The 14,798-nt window shown below is 61.9% G+C and carries 11 protein-coding genes, 2 tRNA genes and 1 pseudogene; 5 read left to right on the top strand and 9 right to left on the bottom strand.

Annotated features, from left to right (window positions below; translation table 11 throughout):
- Positions 1-189: 189 nt before the first annotated feature.
- Entirely contained in the window at positions 190-2,085 is a 1,896-nt protein-coding gene (locus BN1188_RS09160; RefSeq protein ID WP_040261089.1) for a potassium transporter Kup, read from the top strand.
- Positions 2,086-2,150: 65 nt separating this feature from the next.
- On the opposite strand, the gene BN1188_RS09155 is transcribed toward BN1188_RS09160, so the two are convergent.
- The 4 genes from BN1188_RS09155 to BN1188_RS09140 all read right to left on the bottom strand — a co-directional run bounded on the left by BN1188_RS09155 (position 2,151) and on the right by BN1188_RS09140 (position 6,560).
- Positions 2,151-3,422: a virulence factor family protein gene (locus BN1188_RS09155; RefSeq protein WP_040261088.1), complete on the bottom strand. Its 1,272-nt coding sequence runs from the start codon at positions 3,420-3,422 to the stop codon at positions 2,151-2,153.
- On the bottom strand, positions 3,422-6,052 hold the full coding sequence (gene mprF, locus BN1188_RS09150) for a bifunctional lysylphosphatidylglycerol flippase/synthetase MprF (RefSeq protein ID WP_408633594.1): 2,631 nt from the start codon (positions 6,050-6,052) through the stop codon (positions 3,422-3,424). Before mprF ends, BN1188_RS09155 begins: the two co-directional genes overlap by 1 nt.
- Positions 6,053-6,277: 225 nt before the next feature.
- A tRNA-Met gene (locus BN1188_RS09145) sits at positions 6,278-6,354 on the bottom strand.
- Positions 6,355-6,483: 129 nt separating this feature from the next.
- Positions 6,484-6,560 (bottom strand) — tRNA-Met (locus BN1188_RS09140).
- A 173-nt stretch (positions 6,561-6,733) separates the two neighbouring features.
- On the opposite strand from BN1188_RS09140, the gene dinB reads away from it, so the two are divergent.
- Positions 6,734-7,801, top strand: coding sequence for a DNA polymerase IV (gene dinB / locus BN1188_RS09135; RefSeq protein ID WP_040261085.1), 1,068 nt, complete (start codon positions 6,734-6,736; stop codon positions 7,799-7,801).
- Between the two features lie 86 nt (positions 7,802-7,887).
- Here dinB and BN1188_RS09130 read toward each other — a convergent pair whose 3' ends face one another.
- The 3 genes from BN1188_RS09130 to BN1188_RS09120 form a co-directional block, all read right to left on the bottom strand.
- A complete protein-coding gene (locus tag BN1188_RS09130; RefSeq protein WP_040261084.1) occupies positions 7,888-8,826 on the bottom strand; it encodes a hypothetical protein in 939 nt (312 codons plus the stop codon).
- A 17-nt stretch (positions 8,827-8,843) separates the two neighbouring features.
- Positions 8,844-10,559, bottom strand: coding sequence for a proline--tRNA ligase (locus BN1188_RS09125; protein WP_040261083.1), 1,716 nt, complete (start codon positions 10,557-10,559; stop codon positions 8,844-8,846).
- 119 nt (positions 10,560-10,678) lie between these two features.
- Entirely contained in the window at positions 10,679-12,004 is a 1,326-nt protein-coding gene (locus BN1188_RS09120) for an OprD family porin (protein WP_040261082.1), read from the bottom strand.
- Positions 12,005-12,656: 652 nt separating this feature from the next.
- Between BN1188_RS09120 and BN1188_RS09115 the strand changes: the two genes are divergently transcribed.
- Both BN1188_RS09115 and BN1188_RS09110 read left to right on the top strand, forming a co-directional pair.
- Positions 12,657-13,085, top strand: coding sequence for an HIT domain-containing protein (locus tag BN1188_RS09115; protein WP_040261081.1), 429 nt, complete (start codon positions 12,657-12,659; stop codon positions 13,083-13,085).
- Positions 13,082-13,288 carry a SlyX family protein gene (locus BN1188_RS09110; protein ID WP_040261080.1) on the top strand — a complete coding sequence of 69 codons (207 nt, stop codon included), beginning with the start codon at positions 13,082-13,084 and terminating at the stop codon, positions 13,286-13,288. The genes BN1188_RS09115 and BN1188_RS09110 overlap by 4 nt, the downstream gene beginning before the upstream one ends.
- Positions 13,289-13,295: 7 nt before the next feature.
- On the opposite strand, the gene BN1188_RS21920 is transcribed toward BN1188_RS09110, so the two are convergent.
- Both BN1188_RS21920 and BN1188_RS22170 read right to left on the bottom strand, forming a co-directional pair.
- Positions 13,296-13,544, bottom strand: a complete 249-nt coding sequence (locus BN1188_RS21920; RefSeq protein WP_232430914.1) for a cold-shock protein — start codon at positions 13,542-13,544, stop codon at positions 13,296-13,298.
- A gap of 33 nt (positions 13,545-13,577) precedes the next feature.
- Positions 13,578-13,898: pseudogene (locus BN1188_RS22170) on the bottom strand (cold shock domain-containing protein membrane protein); the annotation flags it as partial.
- 365 nt (positions 13,899-14,263) lie between these two features.
- Here BN1188_RS22170 and BN1188_RS09100 point away from each other — a divergent pair.
- Positions 14,264-14,737: a Dps family protein gene (locus BN1188_RS09100; RefSeq protein ID WP_040261078.1), complete on the top strand. Its 474-nt coding sequence runs from the start codon at positions 14,264-14,266 to the stop codon at positions 14,735-14,737.
- Positions 14,738-14,798 lie beyond the last annotated feature (61 nt).

Below are 14,798 nucleotides of genomic sequence, written 5' to 3'. Positions count from 1 at the left end.
GCGTCTGATCAAAAAGTGCGCAATTCTAGCGATGCGCGCGCGGCAACGCCAGTGCTAAACCAGGGAAATATGACCAGCGCTGCGCTATGCTTCGCCCCCGCGCGCAGGCTGGCACCAGTCACGCTGCGCGCCAGGGTCATAACTACCGCACGGCCAGAAGGCCGGCTCAAAGGGCAGTAGGAGAGGTTGATGGTTCAGGCAAGCAATGAGGCTGGAGGCGGGCATGCCGCGAAGCCGCTGAGTTTGATCGTGGCGGCGGTCGGCGTGGTCTACGGGGATATCGGCACCAGCCCCTTGTATACCTTGAAGGAAGTCTTCATGGGCGGTTATGGCGTCAGCGTCAGCCATGAGGGCGTCCTGGGCGTGCTGTCGCTGATTTTCTGGGCACTGATCTGGGTGGTATCGATCAAGTACGTCCTGTTCGTGCTGCGCGCCGACAACCAGGGCGAAGGCGGCACCATGGCCCTGCTGTCCCTGGCCCGGCGCGCGGTGGCGGGCTATCCGCGCATCGGCGCGGTCATGGTGGGCTTCGGTCTGGTGGGGGCCGCGCTCTTCTACGGCGACAGCATGATCACCCCGGCCGTGTCAGTACTTTCGGCGGTAGAAGGGCTGGAATTGGCCTTCGACGGGGTAGAGCACTGGGTGATTCCCATTGCCTTGGTGATTTTGATCGGCCTGTTCGTATTGCAGAAACACGGCACCGCCCGAATCGGCAAGCTGTTCGGCCCGATCATGGTGTGCTGGTTCCTGGCCCTTGCCGCGCTTGGCATCTTGGGGATCTCCCACCATCCCGAAGTGCTGCAGGCGATCAACCCGCTGTGGATGGTGCGCTTCTTCATCAGCCATCCGGGTATCAGCGTCGCCGTGCTGGGAGCGGTGGTATTGGCCTTGACCGGCGCCGAGGCGCTCTACGCCGACATGGGCCATTTCGGTCGCAAGCCCATCGCCCGCGCCTGGTTCGCGCTGATCCTGCCCGCGCTGGTGCTTAACTACTTCGGCCAGGGCGGGCTGTTGCTGGAAAACCCGGAGGCGGCGCGCAACCCCTTCTTCCTGCTGGCGCCGAGCTGGGCGTTGATTCCCCTGGTAGGCCTGTCCACCCTGGCGACGGTGATTGCCTCCCAGGCGGTGATTTCCGGTGCCTTCTCCCTGACTCACCAGGCCATACAGCTGGGCTATATCCCGCGCATGCATATCCAGCACACGTCCAGCAGCGAGCAAGGCCAGATCTACATCAGCGCGGTGAACTGGTCTCTGATGGTGGGCGTTATCCTGCTGGTGCTGGGCTTCGAGTCGTCCAGCGCCCTGGCGTCCGCCTACGGCGTGGCTGTGACCGGCACCATGCTGTGCACGACCGTACTGGTGTCGGCCGTCATCCTGCGCCTGTGGAAGTGGCCGGCCATATTCGCCGTGCCACTGCTGTGCAGCTTCCTGCTGGTGGACATGCTGTTCTTCGCCGCCAACGTGCCGAAGATCTTCCAGGGCGGCGCCTTCCCAGTGCTGGCCGGGTCCGTGTTGTTCATCCTCATGACGACCTGGAAGCGGGGCAAGCAGTTGCTGGTGGAGCGCCTCGATGAAGGCAGCCTGCCGCTCCCTATCTTCATTGGCAGCATTCGGGTCCAGCCGCCCCATCGTGTGCAGGGCACTGCTGTATTCCTGACCGCGCGCCAGGACGCGGTACCTCATGCGCTGCTGCACAACATGCTCCACAACCAGGTGCTGCATGAGCAGATCGTACTGCTGACCGTGCTGAGCGAAGACAGGCCCCGGGTGCCGGCGCAGGAACGCGTCGAAGTCGAAGCGTTCGGCGAAGGCTTCTATCGGGTGATCCTTCATTATGGATTCATGGATGAGCCGGACGTGCCAGGGGCTCTGGCGCTCTGCCAGCTGGAAGACCTGGACTTCGGTCCCATGCGGACTACCTATTTCCTCAGCCGGGAAACCGTGATTCCGTCACGCTTGCCAGGCATGGCCCGCTGGCGGGAGGGGCTGTTCGCCTTCATGCTCAAGAATGCCAACGGCAACCTGCGGTTCTTCAGGTTGCCGCTGAACCGGGTGATCGAACTGGGTACCCAGGTAGAGATGTAAGGCTGTCCTGAACGTTCAACCGGTGGGAGCCAGCGCCAGCTGGCGAACGAGGCTCCCCCGGGCGGTCAGGAACCCTTGCGCTGGTTGATCGCCTGGATCAACCGCTGCGCCAGCGCGGGGTAGTTTTCGTCGAAGTGGTGGCCGCCCGGCAGTTGCAGCTTTTCACCGGTATGGGTGGCTGCGGTACAACCACTTTCATCGGCCTCTTCAGCGCCGTAGACACAGAACACCTTTGCGCTGGGCACCTTGGCCAATTCCTCTCCGGTGGGAGCTTCCTTGCCTTCCTGGCCCAGCCAGCCTTCCACCTGTATCTCGAAACTGCCGCTGCGGGCAAAGGCGAGCAGGATCATGCTGTCGACCCGGGCCTGGTCGGCGGCCGGAAGGCGGTTGTAGATGGCAGGCAGTACGTCGGCGCCGAAGGAATAACCGGCCAGCACGAAGCGCTTGGCGCCCCACTTCTGGCGGTAGTAGTGCATCAGCTCCATCAGGTCCTCGGCGCTTTCTTCAGGCGACTTGTGCTGCCAGTAGTAGCGCAAGGTATCGATACCCACCACTGGATAGCCGGACTTGGCCATGTCCTCGGCAACTTCCTTGTCCAGGTCGCGCCAGCCACCATCGCCCGAAAGGAACAGGGTCACGGTGTCGTTAGGCTTGCTGGGCACTTCCACCACCGGCATCTTCAAGCCCTTGTGGTCATCGCCCAGAATGGCTTGGGCCAGTTGCGTCTTGAGTAACTGCGGTAGCTTGACATCATAGTCGCTGATGCTGTTCTGGGCATTGGCCTGGCCACGTACGAAGCTCGCGCTGACGTCGTCCGGCCAGTCGTTCCAGGCCACGGACCATTTGCCATGGGGCGCGCTTTTAGGCACCTCTCTCTTGCAGCCGGGTTGTTCCACGGTGAAATCCACCGACACCGCCCGCGCCTTGTCATTGCTCTGTCCAGCCAGCCACTGCCAGGCCAGGGACGCTCCCGGGCCGATGCCGCCGACGACATCAGGCGTGGCATCGAGCTGCGCGAGCGCCGCTTCGAAGGCCTTGCCCTGGGCAATGCAATCATCCTTGGGCAGGGTCACCTGAAGAATGCGCACCGCGCCCGAGCGGCTCAGGTCTGTAAGCTGTCGCTGGGTCAATGCCTGGTCGGCCGGAACCGCCACTGCCATCACTACCTGGGCGCGCTGGCCCGGTGTCGCCAGGGTCGCGTCACTTCCATCGCTCATTTTCAAGGGTTGCACCGTGGCCGGCGGAACCGGGCGGTTGAGCCACCAGAACACCAGCCCGGCGGCCACTATCAAGATCAACAGCGCGATCAGCGCCAAGCGCCAGTAACGTCGAATCATCAGCGTTTCACCAATCCGGTCAGGCCACCCGCGATCAGGGCAGCGGTGTCAGCCAGGGCCACCAGCGGATCGAGACCCGCCGGTACGGCCATGTAGCGGGGTTCCCAATCCGGCTGGAATTTATCCTTGAACCGGCGAAGCCCCTGGAAGTTGTAGAGTTGCTCGCCACGACGGAACACCATCGAGCCCAGGCGTTGGGTCAGGGGCGCGCCGCGCCGGGGCTGCAGGCCTGAGAGCGGGACCATGCCCAGGCTGAAGCGCGCATAGCTTTGCTGTTTGTAATGCTGGATCAGGCCTACCATCATGAACTCCATGGTCAGCTTGGGTGCTTCCGGGTGGGAACGCATCAGGTCCAGGCTGGCCAGCTCGTGGCTGTGAGTTTCCAGCAGGTTGGCGAACGCGACCGGACGCCCCTGGAAGTGGATGATCACAATGCGGAAGTGCTTGAGATAATCAGGGCTGAAACGGCCGAGGGAGAAGCCTTTTTCCCGCACGTTCTTACCCGACAGCCAGGCATCCGATATCACCTTCAGTTCATCCAGCGGCGCCGTGCCGGGTTCGTAGATATCCATGCTCAGGCCATCCCGGGTGCCTCGATTCCAGGTATAGCGCAGGTCTTTCATTTCCTTGCCCTTGGCGTCCAGGTCGAAGCGGCGCAGGTCTACCCGGGCCTCCTCGCCCAGCTTGATGGCGGTGAGGCCGATATCCATGTAGAACGGCAGGTTTTCCGCGCGCACCTGATAGAACACCGGGCGTGCATGATGGAAGTCGCACAGGTCCCTGAACTGCCAGATCATTTCGGCCCGGGGCTGGGTCGGCCCAATGGGGTCGTACAGGGCTACCAGGCTGCGGCCCCGGCGTGCGTACATCAGGAAGGCCTTGTCCTCGGGATGGAAGAGAAGCGCCTTGTCACCTGTCAAGGACAGGCCGCCATCGGGCTGGTGAGAGGCCATGAGAATGCGATGAGCCCGCTCCAACTCTTCCTGGCTGGGCAGGTGGATCACCGGGCGCGCCGTGCGCAGCAGCCAGGTCAGCGCCACTATCACCAGCAATACCGCGCTGCCCAACGCCGAGCGCAGACCCCGAGGCGCATCGGCGTCCAGGGTGAACTGCCACCAGAGGCGATTGTTGTAAGGCACGTCCTGGTAGGCGAAGAACAGCAACCAGATGGACGCGCCCACCACGCAGGCGGCCGCCATGAGGTAGAAAGGCGACAGGGGCAGCTCCATCAGCCGGCTGGGGCGATAGAAAGCACGCCTGAACACCGCCAACAGGGAGGCGGTGAGGATCAGCACGGTGGCCTCTTCCCAATCGAAACCCTTGAGCAACGACAGCAGGGCACCCGTCAGCAGCAGCACCATGGTCAGCATCCAGGCCGCTGAAAGACGACGCCGCAAACCTTGAGCCAGCAGCAGGCAAAGCACCCCTACCAGGCTGGCTGCGAAGTGCGAAGCGTCGATGAGGCGGTGAGGAAGCAGGAAGCCCATGTGTCTCAGGCGGGTATCGATCTCAGGGGTGGCGCCGGAAAACAGCAGCACCATGCCTGAGAGAAATACCAGCACCGCCAGGATGGGGGCTGCCAGGCCGGACGCCACGCGTATTGCCTGGCGGGCGAAAAGCACACGTTTGGCCTCGGTTGCCAGCAACAGCAGGCAGGCAACGAGGAAGGGCAGCATCACATAGATCAGGCGATACAGCAGCAAGGCGGCGGCCAGGGGGGCGGCGCCCAGCTGATCGGCGAAGGCGGCCAGCAGGATGGCCTCGAACACCCCAACGCCACCTGGCACATGGCTCAATACCCCGGCGGCCAACGCTAGCAGATAGACCAGCAGGAAAGCGCCATACGGCGGCGCTTCGGGAAGCAGGCAATACAGCACAGCGGCCGCGATAGCGACGTCCAGGGCCGTGATCACCAGTTGCAGGAGGCACAACCGCAGGGAGGGCAGGCGCAGGGTGCCACGGCCGGCCCGCACGATCAGATTGTGCGGGAAAGGCTGAGCCGAGGCCCGGCGTCGATAGACGCCGACCGCCAGGCCTGTGGTCAATAGCAGTATGGCCGCGGCCAGCGCGCCGAGTGCTCCCGGTGACAGGCGCAGTGCGGTGGAGGCGGCCTGGAGGTCGCTTAGGCACGCCAGGGCAGCCAGTGGTGGCAGGGCGCATCCCAGCGAAAGGCTTGCAAAGAGGGTCATCCGCGCGACTTCCGCCGGCCCTGCGCCAAGGCGGGCATAGAGGCGATAGCGCACCGACCCACCCGACAACAGTGACAGGCCCACGGCATTGCCTATGGCAAAGGCCGTGAAGCCGCCCATGACCAAGGCTTTGGGCGCAAGATTGGCACCGGCGTAGCGGGCTGCCGACCATTCGTAGCCCAGCAACACCACAAAACCCAATGAGGTGAAGCCAAGCGCCGCCAGCAAGGCGCTCGTAGGCGTAGCGGCAATAGAGTCATGAAGGGCGTACAGGTCCATGTTCACCAGCATGCGGCGGCATGCAATGAGCGCGATGGCGAACAGGACGATGGTCAGGCCAATGCCGAGCGGCTGACGGTACTGGCTCAAGCGCTCTATCCAGCGTAGGCGAGCAGGCGGAACGGGAACGGGTGACGTTACGGTATCGTTTACTTCGGACATTTCAGGGCGCATCAATGACCTCGCCTATTGAGCGCGACAGGATGGAGGTATCCGGCCAACTTACCAATCCCCACAAAATGAAATTTTTGCGAATAATGGCGGTGTTCCGGATCTCGACCTCATGCTGAACGGCAGGCTGCAAGCAAACATTGTCCAGACAGCTGTGCACAGTAGGTTGGCACAGGCATAAAAAAAGGCCACTTTTTCAAGTGGCCTTTCTTCGATTGGTTGCGGGAGCCGGATTTGAACCGACGACCTTCGGGTTATGAGCCCGACGAGCTACCAGGCTGCTCCATCCCGCGTCTGTGGTTGCGCATTATAGGGGTATTCTTTTCCGTGTCAAGGCACTGGTATGGTTTTTTAACCTTCCACACCAAAGCCATGTTCGGTAGCCAAAAACAAGGCCACTTTTTCAAGTGGCCTTTTTCAATTGGTTGCGGGAGCCGGATTTGAACCGACGACCTTCGGGTTATGAGCCCGACGAGCTACCAGACTGCTCCATCCCGCGTCTGTGGGGCGCATTCTACGCACATGGACAAGCTTGTCAATCTTTACTTTGGAAAAAAAGCTTGTCACTCAACAATTTAGCCAGGTTGGGCATGTCGGAGCGCCGGCAGTACAAGCCGAGGAAGCCTGGATACTGTATATTCATTCACTGGTAACAACTGGTTTCGTTCGGTCATGGCGCAACGGAAAATCCTTCATATCGACTGCGACTGCTTCTATGCGGCCATCGAAATGCGCGACGACCCCCGCCTGGCAGGCAAGCCGCTGGCCGTGGGCGGGTCGGCGGACCGGCGCGGCGTCATCGCTACCTGTAATTACGAAGCGCGCGCTTACGGAGTGCGCTCGGCCATGTCCTCCCGCCATGCCCTTAAGCTGTGCCCGGACCTGACCATCGTGCGGCCGCGTTTCGATGCTTATAAAGAGGCGTCCCGAGAAATCCACGGGATCTTTCAGCAATACACTGACCTGATCGAGCCATTATCGCTCGACGAGGCCTATCTTGACGTTACCGACTCCACCCATTTCCAGGGCAGCGCCACCCGTGTCGCTCAGGCTATCCGTCAGGACGTCGCCAGGCGCCTGCATATCACGGTGTCTGCCGGGGTGGCGCCGAACAAGTTTCTTGCCAAGATCGCCAGCGACTGGCGCAAACCCAATGGGCTGTTCGTCATTACGCCGGATCAGGTCGAGGCATTCGTTGCCGAGTTGCCGGTCTCCAAGCTGCATGGGGTAGGGAAGGTGACTGCCGACAAGCTGGAGCGGCTCGGTATCCAACGTTGCTCGGATCTACTGCAATGGTCGCGCTTGAACCTGCTCCGCGAATTTGGCGGCTTCGGCGAGCGTCTGTATCAGCTGGCCCGAGGCGTTGACGAGCGCCCCGTGCACGTGGATAGCCGACGCCAGTCGGTCAGTGTGGAAAACACCTACGATGAAGATCTTCCGAGTCTGGACGCCTGCCTCGATAAGTTGCCAGCGCTGATGGAGACACTGGCCGGGCGCCTGCAGCGGCTGGATGACGGGTATCGCCTGGGCAAGCCCTTCGTGAAAGTGAAATTCCATGATTTCACCCAGACCACGCTGGAGCAGGCCAATGCCGCGCGCGACCTTGACAGCTACCGTAGCCTGGTCAGCCAGGCTTACGCCAGGGGCAGCAAGCCCGTTCGTCTGTTGGGAATAGGCGTGCGCCTGGAAGACCTGCGCGGCGCCCTGACGCAACTGGAGCTGTTCGACTTAGGCCTGTAGGTGGAAAAGCTGCCGAATTCAGTCTCTGTCACTTGCCTTTCGCTAGCTGGCGCGCGCTCCCACCAAGCGCCACGACCAGCCAGCGTTTACAGATCGACCGCGCGCCCGGCGTCCTTGGCTAGGGCCTTGATGAAGTCCCGTTGCAGCTCCGGGTCGTTGTGTGTCAGCTCTAGCAAGCTCTGTTGGAGGTCGTTGGCTTCATCTTCCAACCCCAGCTGTGAAAGCCGCTTGACCCTGTACACCCACTGGCTTACCTCGTCGTCCTCCAGGTCGTCGTAGATCAGCTTGTGGGCTTCCACCAGCTTGACGCGCAAGGCCGGGCTCAATTGCACAATGGCATCGGCGCGGGAGGTGCCGTCGTCATCCTTGGCTACCAACACGAGCCGCGTCACGTCATGCAACTCCTGGTCCGCGAAAGGGGCATCCAGCAGGTTAAGCCGCAGGTACCCCTTGCGGTCGGTGTTCAAGGCATACACCTCGGACCCGGCGGTGACCTCCAGGGGCTTTTCGGCCCAAGGCTCGATCGTGACTTCCTGGCGCTTGTCCTTCTGGATTTCCTGTGTGGCGGCCAGGTTCTGTTCGGCGCGGCCGTTGGATTGGGTGTTCATGAGCGGATTGAGCCCGGCGAACCCGTAGTTGATCCAGCCATGAGTGACGTTTTCAGGCAGCCGCCCCAACAGCACCACGTTGAGGGCGTTGGCCGCCACGCCGGCGACCACGGCCACCGCGCCCAAGGGTACTTCGTAGAGCTCGCGCCAGGGCTGGTAAGGGGTATAGCGGTCGTAACGGCGAGTGACCTCGAAGTCGGTGACCTCGAACGTAGCCTGTTCGGTAACCCGAATTCGCCGCTGGGGCTGCTCCAGCAGAGCATCCCCGGCATCGATGGCCAGGTGATGCTCGATGGGCTTGCGCTCGGTACGGGCTTCGAGCTCGCTGCGCTGGGACATCTGGTTGGCACAGCCGGCCAGCAGGCAGGCGCCGCACAGGGCGACGCCACCAAGCCACCGCATACTAGGTGTCGACATGAACGCGTTACCTGTAATCAGCGGCCCAGCCGTGCCTGCAGGAAGGGCAGGGTCTCGGCGATGTCCAGGCTCTGGGCTTCGCTTTCAGTCCGCTGCTTGTATTCCAGCTTGCCTTCGGCCAGGGAGCGATCACTGATCACGATACGGTGCGGGATGCCAATCAGTTCCATGTCCGCGAACTTGATGCCCGGGCTGGTCTTCTTGTCGCGATCGTCGAGCAGTACGTCGATCCCGGCGGCGGTCAGCTGCCGGTAGAGCGTATCGGTGGCTTCGCGCACCTGCTCGGTCTCATAGCGCAGCGGCACCAGGGCAACCTGGAAGGGCGCCAGGGTATCGCTCCAGATGATGCCACGCTCGTCGTGGTTCTGCTCGATGGCGGCGGCGACCACGCGGGATACCCCGATACCGTAGCAGCCCATGGTCATCGTGACTGGCTTGCCGCTTTCGCCGAGCACCTGAGCCTTCATGGCTTCGCTGTACTTGGTGCCGAGCTGGAAGATATGGCCCACCTCGATGCCGCGCTTGATCTCCAGGGTGCCTTGGCCGTCCGGGCTAGGGTCGCCTTCGACCACGTTGCGCAGGTCCGCCACTTCCGGCAGCGGCAGGTCACGCTCCCAGTTCACGCCGAAATAGTGCTTGTCATCGATGTTCGCGCCCACGGCGAAGTCGCTCATCATGGCCACGGAGCGGTCGACGATGCAGGGCAGGGGCATGTTCAGCGGGCCCAAGGAACCCGCGCCGGCACCGATGGCCTCGCGCAGTTCCGCTTCACCAGCCATTACCAGCGGGCTGGCTACCAGAGGATGGTTGGCGGCCTTGATCTCGTTGAGCTCGTGGTCCCCACGTACCACCAGGGCAATGAGCTTGCCCGCCTCGGCGGCATGCACCACCAGGGTCTTGACGGTTTTCTCGATGGGCAGCCCGAACTTCTCCACCAGCGCGGCGATGGTCTTGGTGTCCGGAGTGTCTACCAGGCTTAGCGCCTCGGTGGCCGCGCCGCGAGCGCTTTCCCGCGGCAGCGCCTCGGCCTTTTCGATATTGGCGGCATAGTCCGAGCCATTGCTGAACACGATGTCGTCCTCACCGGAGGAGGCCAGCACATGGAACTCGTGGGAGCCGGCGCCGCCGATGGAGCCGTTATCGGCCTCGACAGGGCGGAAATTGAGGCCCAGGCGGGTAAAGATGTTGCAGTACGCCTGGTGCATGCGGTCGTAGGTTTCCTGCAGGGAAGCCTGGTCCGCATGGAAGGAATAGGCGTCCTTCATGATGAATTCGCGACCGCGCATCAGGCCGAAGCGTGGGCGAATCTCGTCACGGAATTTGGTCTGGATCTGGTACAGGTTGATCGGCAACTGCTTGTAGCTGTTCAGTTCGTTGCGGGCGATGTCGGTGATGACCTCCTCATGGGTAGGGCCAGCGCAGAAATCACGGGCGTGACGGTCCTTGATGCGCAACAGTTCGGGGCCGTACTGTTCCCAGCGACCGGATTCCTGCCACAGTTCCGCCGGCTGGATGCCGGGCATCAGGACCTCCAGGGCGCCTGCCGCGTTCATTTCCTCGCGCACGATGGCTTCCACCTTGCGCATCACCCGCAGGCCCATCGGCAGCCAGGTGTACAGGCCGGAGGCGAGCTTGCGAATCATCCCCGCGCGCAGCATCAGCTGATGGCTGATGACCACCGCGTCGGACGGGGTTTCTTTCAGTGTGGCGAGCAGGAATTGACTGGTGCGCATGGTAGGCCGTGTCGGTTGCTGAATTCAGATATAGCTGGGCATTGTACGGAGCAAGCGGCGCCAAAGAAAAGCCCGGCGCGGAGGCCGGGCTCTTCAGGCGTAGCAGACCGCCGGGTCGATTACAGGATCGAGATCGGGTAGTCGACGATCAGGCGGAACTCGTCTACATCACCGTCGGCCTGGTCGTCATTGCCACGATGCCAGGCTTGGCGGATACGGAACGACAGGTCTTTGGCTGGGCCTGTCTGGACAACGTACTTGGCTTCGACGTTGGTTTCATGGTGCTTGCCGTCGTCGCCGTACAGACCGGCATATGCACCATCGACATCAGCGCCGCTACCATCGATATCATAGCCATAGGCGTAGCGGGCCATGAAGCTCAGGCCTGGAACGCCATAGGAAGCGAGGTCCAGGTTGTATTGCAGCTTCCAGGATTTCTCGCCCGGGGCGTTGAAGTCCGAGTACTGGATGGAGTTGGCCAGGAAGATCGAGTCGCCGCCCTTGTTGTTGTCACCCACGCCGATGTAGTCGAAGGGCGTGTCGCCGTTAACTTTCTGGAATGAAAGGGTCAGGGTTTGGCCAGGCAGGAAGGCGTAAGCGGTGGACAACGAGTAGGTATTGTTGTCGATGTCGCCAGCGTTGGCGCTGCCTTCGTCGGTTGTACGATAGTAGTTGACGTCGAAGGTCAGGGACTGATCGCCACTCAACGGCAGAACATAGTTCACGTTGCCGTAGTATTGATCCCAGATGTCTTCAAGCTTGGAGCCGTAAACGCCCACGCTCAGCTGGTCGTTGATGGCGTAGCGGCCACCGAGGTAGTCGGCGCTTTTGGCCGAGACACCGGCGTAGTTGGCCCAGAGTTCGCCGTCACGATTGTTGCTGTTCTGGCTGGTGGACGAGTAGAAGTGACCGGCTTCCACATCGAGACCCTGAAGCTCGCTGCTCATCAGGGTGATACCCGTTGCAGTCTGCGGGTTCAGACGGCTGCCGCCCACGGCGAATACCGGGCTGGTGCTCGGCTGTTGATCGCCGATCTTCAGCATGGTCTTGGAGATGCGGAACTTCGCGGCAACGCCAGCCTTGCTGTAGTTGCTATGGTTGTCGCCGTCGGAGTCCACGGTCAGGTTGCCCGACCCCGAGTAGCGATCCGGGCCCCAGAGCTTCAGGCCGCCGTAGGCGAACGCGTCGATGCCCACGCCGATGGTGCCGGTAGTGAAGCCGGAGCTGTAGACACCCTGGATGCCTTGGGTCCAGTCGCGCTGGTCCTGGCCCGCATTGTGGCCACGGTTGAAGTAATAGTTGCGAAGCAGCAGGTTCAGGGTGCTGTCTTCAACGAAGCCCTTGGCTTCGGCCTGATCGCTTACGAAAGCCTCGGCCATGGCCAGCTGCGAGGTCGCCGCCGCGGTAACTGCCAGTGCGATTGCGCTCCACTTCATCACTCTCATCGTGACTTGCTCCTTTGGTTTTAGTAGGTCCCGCCGGCCGCTTGGATTTTTATCAGGTCGGCTCTTGCTGTTCTCTCGGGCGCGAGTCGATCACGCCTGCCTGGTTGTTCTGCGATTCGGCCAGGGCGCCCGTTGTCGGGTCGAGGCCCATATGCCGTCGCGTTCAATCTGTTGCCTGTCGATTCGCCGGCCTGCGCTTGGCAGCCTGGCGGGCCTGACAACCCTTGCCCCTATGGCTTGGCAAAGAGATAGCAACATCTGTGCTCAAATCGGTCGCCGCCTCACATTTTTTTCACTTTTGGTCGTCGGCCACAGGAAAACCCTTGAAACCACGGGGTCTAAACCCCCTTGTTTGGCCCCTTGACAGCTTATGCGCTTTAAGATGGTGCTCTCTGATATCTCACAACAGTGTTACCAATGTCACGTTACTCGTTGATGGATAACGTTTCGCTCGCACTGATAAGTGCCGCTGTGTGCCTTTATGGTGCGAAAAGTAGCACGTGCTCCGAGAGGCTAGCCCAAAGTCCGAACAAGGCAAGGCAGTGCGCTATTACGAACCTCTGGAACCTCTGGCCAGCCGATATTCGGCATGTCTGCGGTATGCTGAAGAAGCGTCAGCCAGACGCGCCTACTAGGTAGAGGAGACCTGACCTTGTTCGAACTCGATGCCCGCTTGCAAGCCGATACCTGGGTGCTGGGGGACTTGCCCCTATGTCGCCTGCTGCTGAGCCGGGACGCCAATTACCCTTGGCTGATACTGGTGCCTCGCCGCGAAGGAATCAACGAAATCCATGAGCTTACCGCCGAAGACCAGCTGCAGCTGGCCCGCGAGACAGCGCTACTGGCACAGCGGCTCAAGGGCCTGCTAGGCGCGGACAAAATGAACGTGGCCGCACTCGGGAACGTGGTCCCCCAGCTTCATGTGCACGTAGTCGCCCGGTATGCCACCGATGTGGCATGGCCTGCCCCGATTTGGGGCAAGTCGCCCGCGCGGCCCTATGACGAAGCGGCGCTCGCGGCCCTGAAAGCGCGACTCAAGAGCATGAGCATCGAGGGTTTACAGTGGGAGGAGGGGGTATGACGCTGGAGAGCCGTGTGACCGAGCTGGAAACTCGCCTAGCCTTCCAGGACGATACCATCCAGGCCTTGAACGAGGTGGTAGTGGATCAACAGCGTCAGCTGGAGCGGCTGGCCCTGCAGATGGGGCAACTGATCGAGCGGTACAAGGAACTGGCTGGGCAGTTCGAGGAAGGGGGCGAGGAACCGCCGCCCCCTCATTACTGATGTGACATCAACGCCCGGGTGCGGCGGCGATGACGTCTTCGGCCTGCAGGCCCTTGTCGCGATTCATCACGGAGAACTCGACACGCTGCCCCTCGACCAGAACGCGATGACCTTCGCCCCGGATGGCCCGGAAGTGCACGAAGATATCATCCCCCGAGTCACGGGAGATGAAGCCGAAGCCCTTGGATGTGTTGAACCACTTCACGGTGCCGGTATCCCGGTTGGCCGGGTTGTAGCTGACCGGCGGCGCGGCCACGTGACGCTTGGGGCGGCTCGCCGCGAGCTGCAGCACCGCGGCGGCGAGCATGGACAGCAGTCCCAGCCAGGCGGCCGGCTCGCCGCCCACCAGTGGCATGGGCGCGTACAGCACCAGTGCCTGCAGTACCGCCGCCAGTACCAGCAAGGCACTGACGAAGCCTTGCAGCGTCTGTCGCGGCGTGTGTTTCCATTGAGGAATCAAGGGCGCGAACAGCAGGTTGCCCAGCCCGATGAACGCCAGGTGAAAGGCATCTGACTGGGACAGGTAGGGCAACGCATCCGGCAGGACGCCGGGAAGGGCAGCCAGCAGCAAAGCGCCGATGCCCGTGAGCAGATGAACGGTTTTCAACATGGTTATGACTCACAGTTTTCCAGAGGATCAAGAAGCGCCAGCCCCCGCAGCGTGCCGATGGCAACAGAACGGAAGACGACCGGGAGGGGTTGGGCCTATGCATCAGCGCACCGCCCGCAAGCCACCGCATGGAACGAGAAAAAAAGCGGCGACTCGAAGGGATTGGTAACGCGCTGGTGACACCGGGCTATTTAACAGGAAACTGGCCGCCAGACTCAATTCAATCTGGACTGGCCCGTGGCCCGCAGCCTGTCTTGGCCGCTTGTGACAAAAGCGCGCCGCAGCGAAGGGCTGCGGCCCGACGGACGGCTTGCTACAGTAGCCGGCGCACCGGTAGACATCTTTCCATACACAAGGGGAACCCCATGGCAATTGATATCGGCATCAGCGAAGAAAATCGCAAGTCCATCGTCGAGGGTCTGTCGCGCCTGCTGGCAGACACCTATGTGCTGTACCTGAAAACCCACAACTTCCACTGGAACGTGAGCGGGCCGATGTTCCGCACCCTGCACCTGATGTTCGAGGAGCAGTACAACGAGCTGGCCCTGGCCGTGGACTCCATCGCCGAGCGCATCCGCGCGCTGGGCTTCCCAGCGCCGGGCACCTACTCCACCTATGCGCGGCTTTCCTCCATCGAAGAGCCGGAAGGCGTGCCAGCCGCCGAGGACATGATCAAGCAGTTGGTGGCCGGCCAGGAAGCGGTAGTGCGCACCGCGCGCAGCCTGTTCCCCCTGCTGGACAAGGTGAGCGATGAGCCTACCGCCGACCTGCTGACCCAGCGCATGCAGGTGCATGAGAAAACCGCATGGATGCTGCGTGCCATGCTCGAACAGAAATAAGCAGCGGCTGCTGCCTGGCGGCCCTTGTGCCGCCAGGTGGCGAATTTTCAGCCCCTAGTTG

The sequence above is a fragment of the Pseudomonas massiliensis genome (assembly GCF_000826105.1).
GTDB lineage: Bacteria > Pseudomonadota > Gammaproteobacteria > Pseudomonadales > Pseudomonadaceae > Aquipseudomonas > Aquipseudomonas massiliensis.
The sequence above is the reverse complement of the archived record's forward strand: the minus strand, read 5'-3'. Positions and strand labels throughout refer to the sequence as shown.

Bases quoted from the DNA above. Each gene is read 5' to 3' on its own strand.
- dinB (WP_040261085.1), top strand. From the start codon at position 6,734: ATGGCGCAACGGAAAATCCTTCATATCGACTGCGACTGCTTCTATGCG.
- BN1188_RS09120 (WP_040261082.1), bottom strand. From the start codon at position 12,004: ATGAGAGTGATGAAGTGGAGCGCAATCGCACTGGCAGTTACCGCGGCG.
- BN1188_RS09130 (WP_040261084.1), bottom strand. From the start codon at position 8,826: ATGTCGACACCTAGTATGCGGTGGCTTGGTGGCGTCGCCCTGTGCGGC.
- mprF (WP_408633594.1), bottom strand. From the start codon at position 6,052: ATGTCCGAAGTAAACGATACCGTAACGTCACCCGTTCCCGTTCCGCCT.
- BN1188_RS09110 (WP_040261080.1), top strand. From the start codon at position 13,082: ATGACGCTGGAGAGCCGTGTGACCGAGCTGGAAACTCGCCTAGCCTTC.
- BN1188_RS09100 (WP_040261078.1), top strand. From the start codon at position 14,264: ATGGCAATTGATATCGGCATCAGCGAAGAAAATCGCAAGTCCATCGTC.
- BN1188_RS09155 (WP_040261088.1), bottom strand. From the start codon at position 3,422: ATGATTCGACGTTACTGGCGCTTGGCGCTGATCGCGCTGTTGATCTTG.
- BN1188_RS09160 (WP_040261089.1), top strand. From the start codon at position 190: ATGGTTCAGGCAAGCAATGAGGCTGGAGGCGGGCATGCCGCGAAGCCG.
- BN1188_RS09125 (WP_040261083.1), bottom strand. From the start codon at position 10,559: ATGCGCACCAGTCAATTCCTGCTCGCCACACTGAAAGAAACCCCGTCC.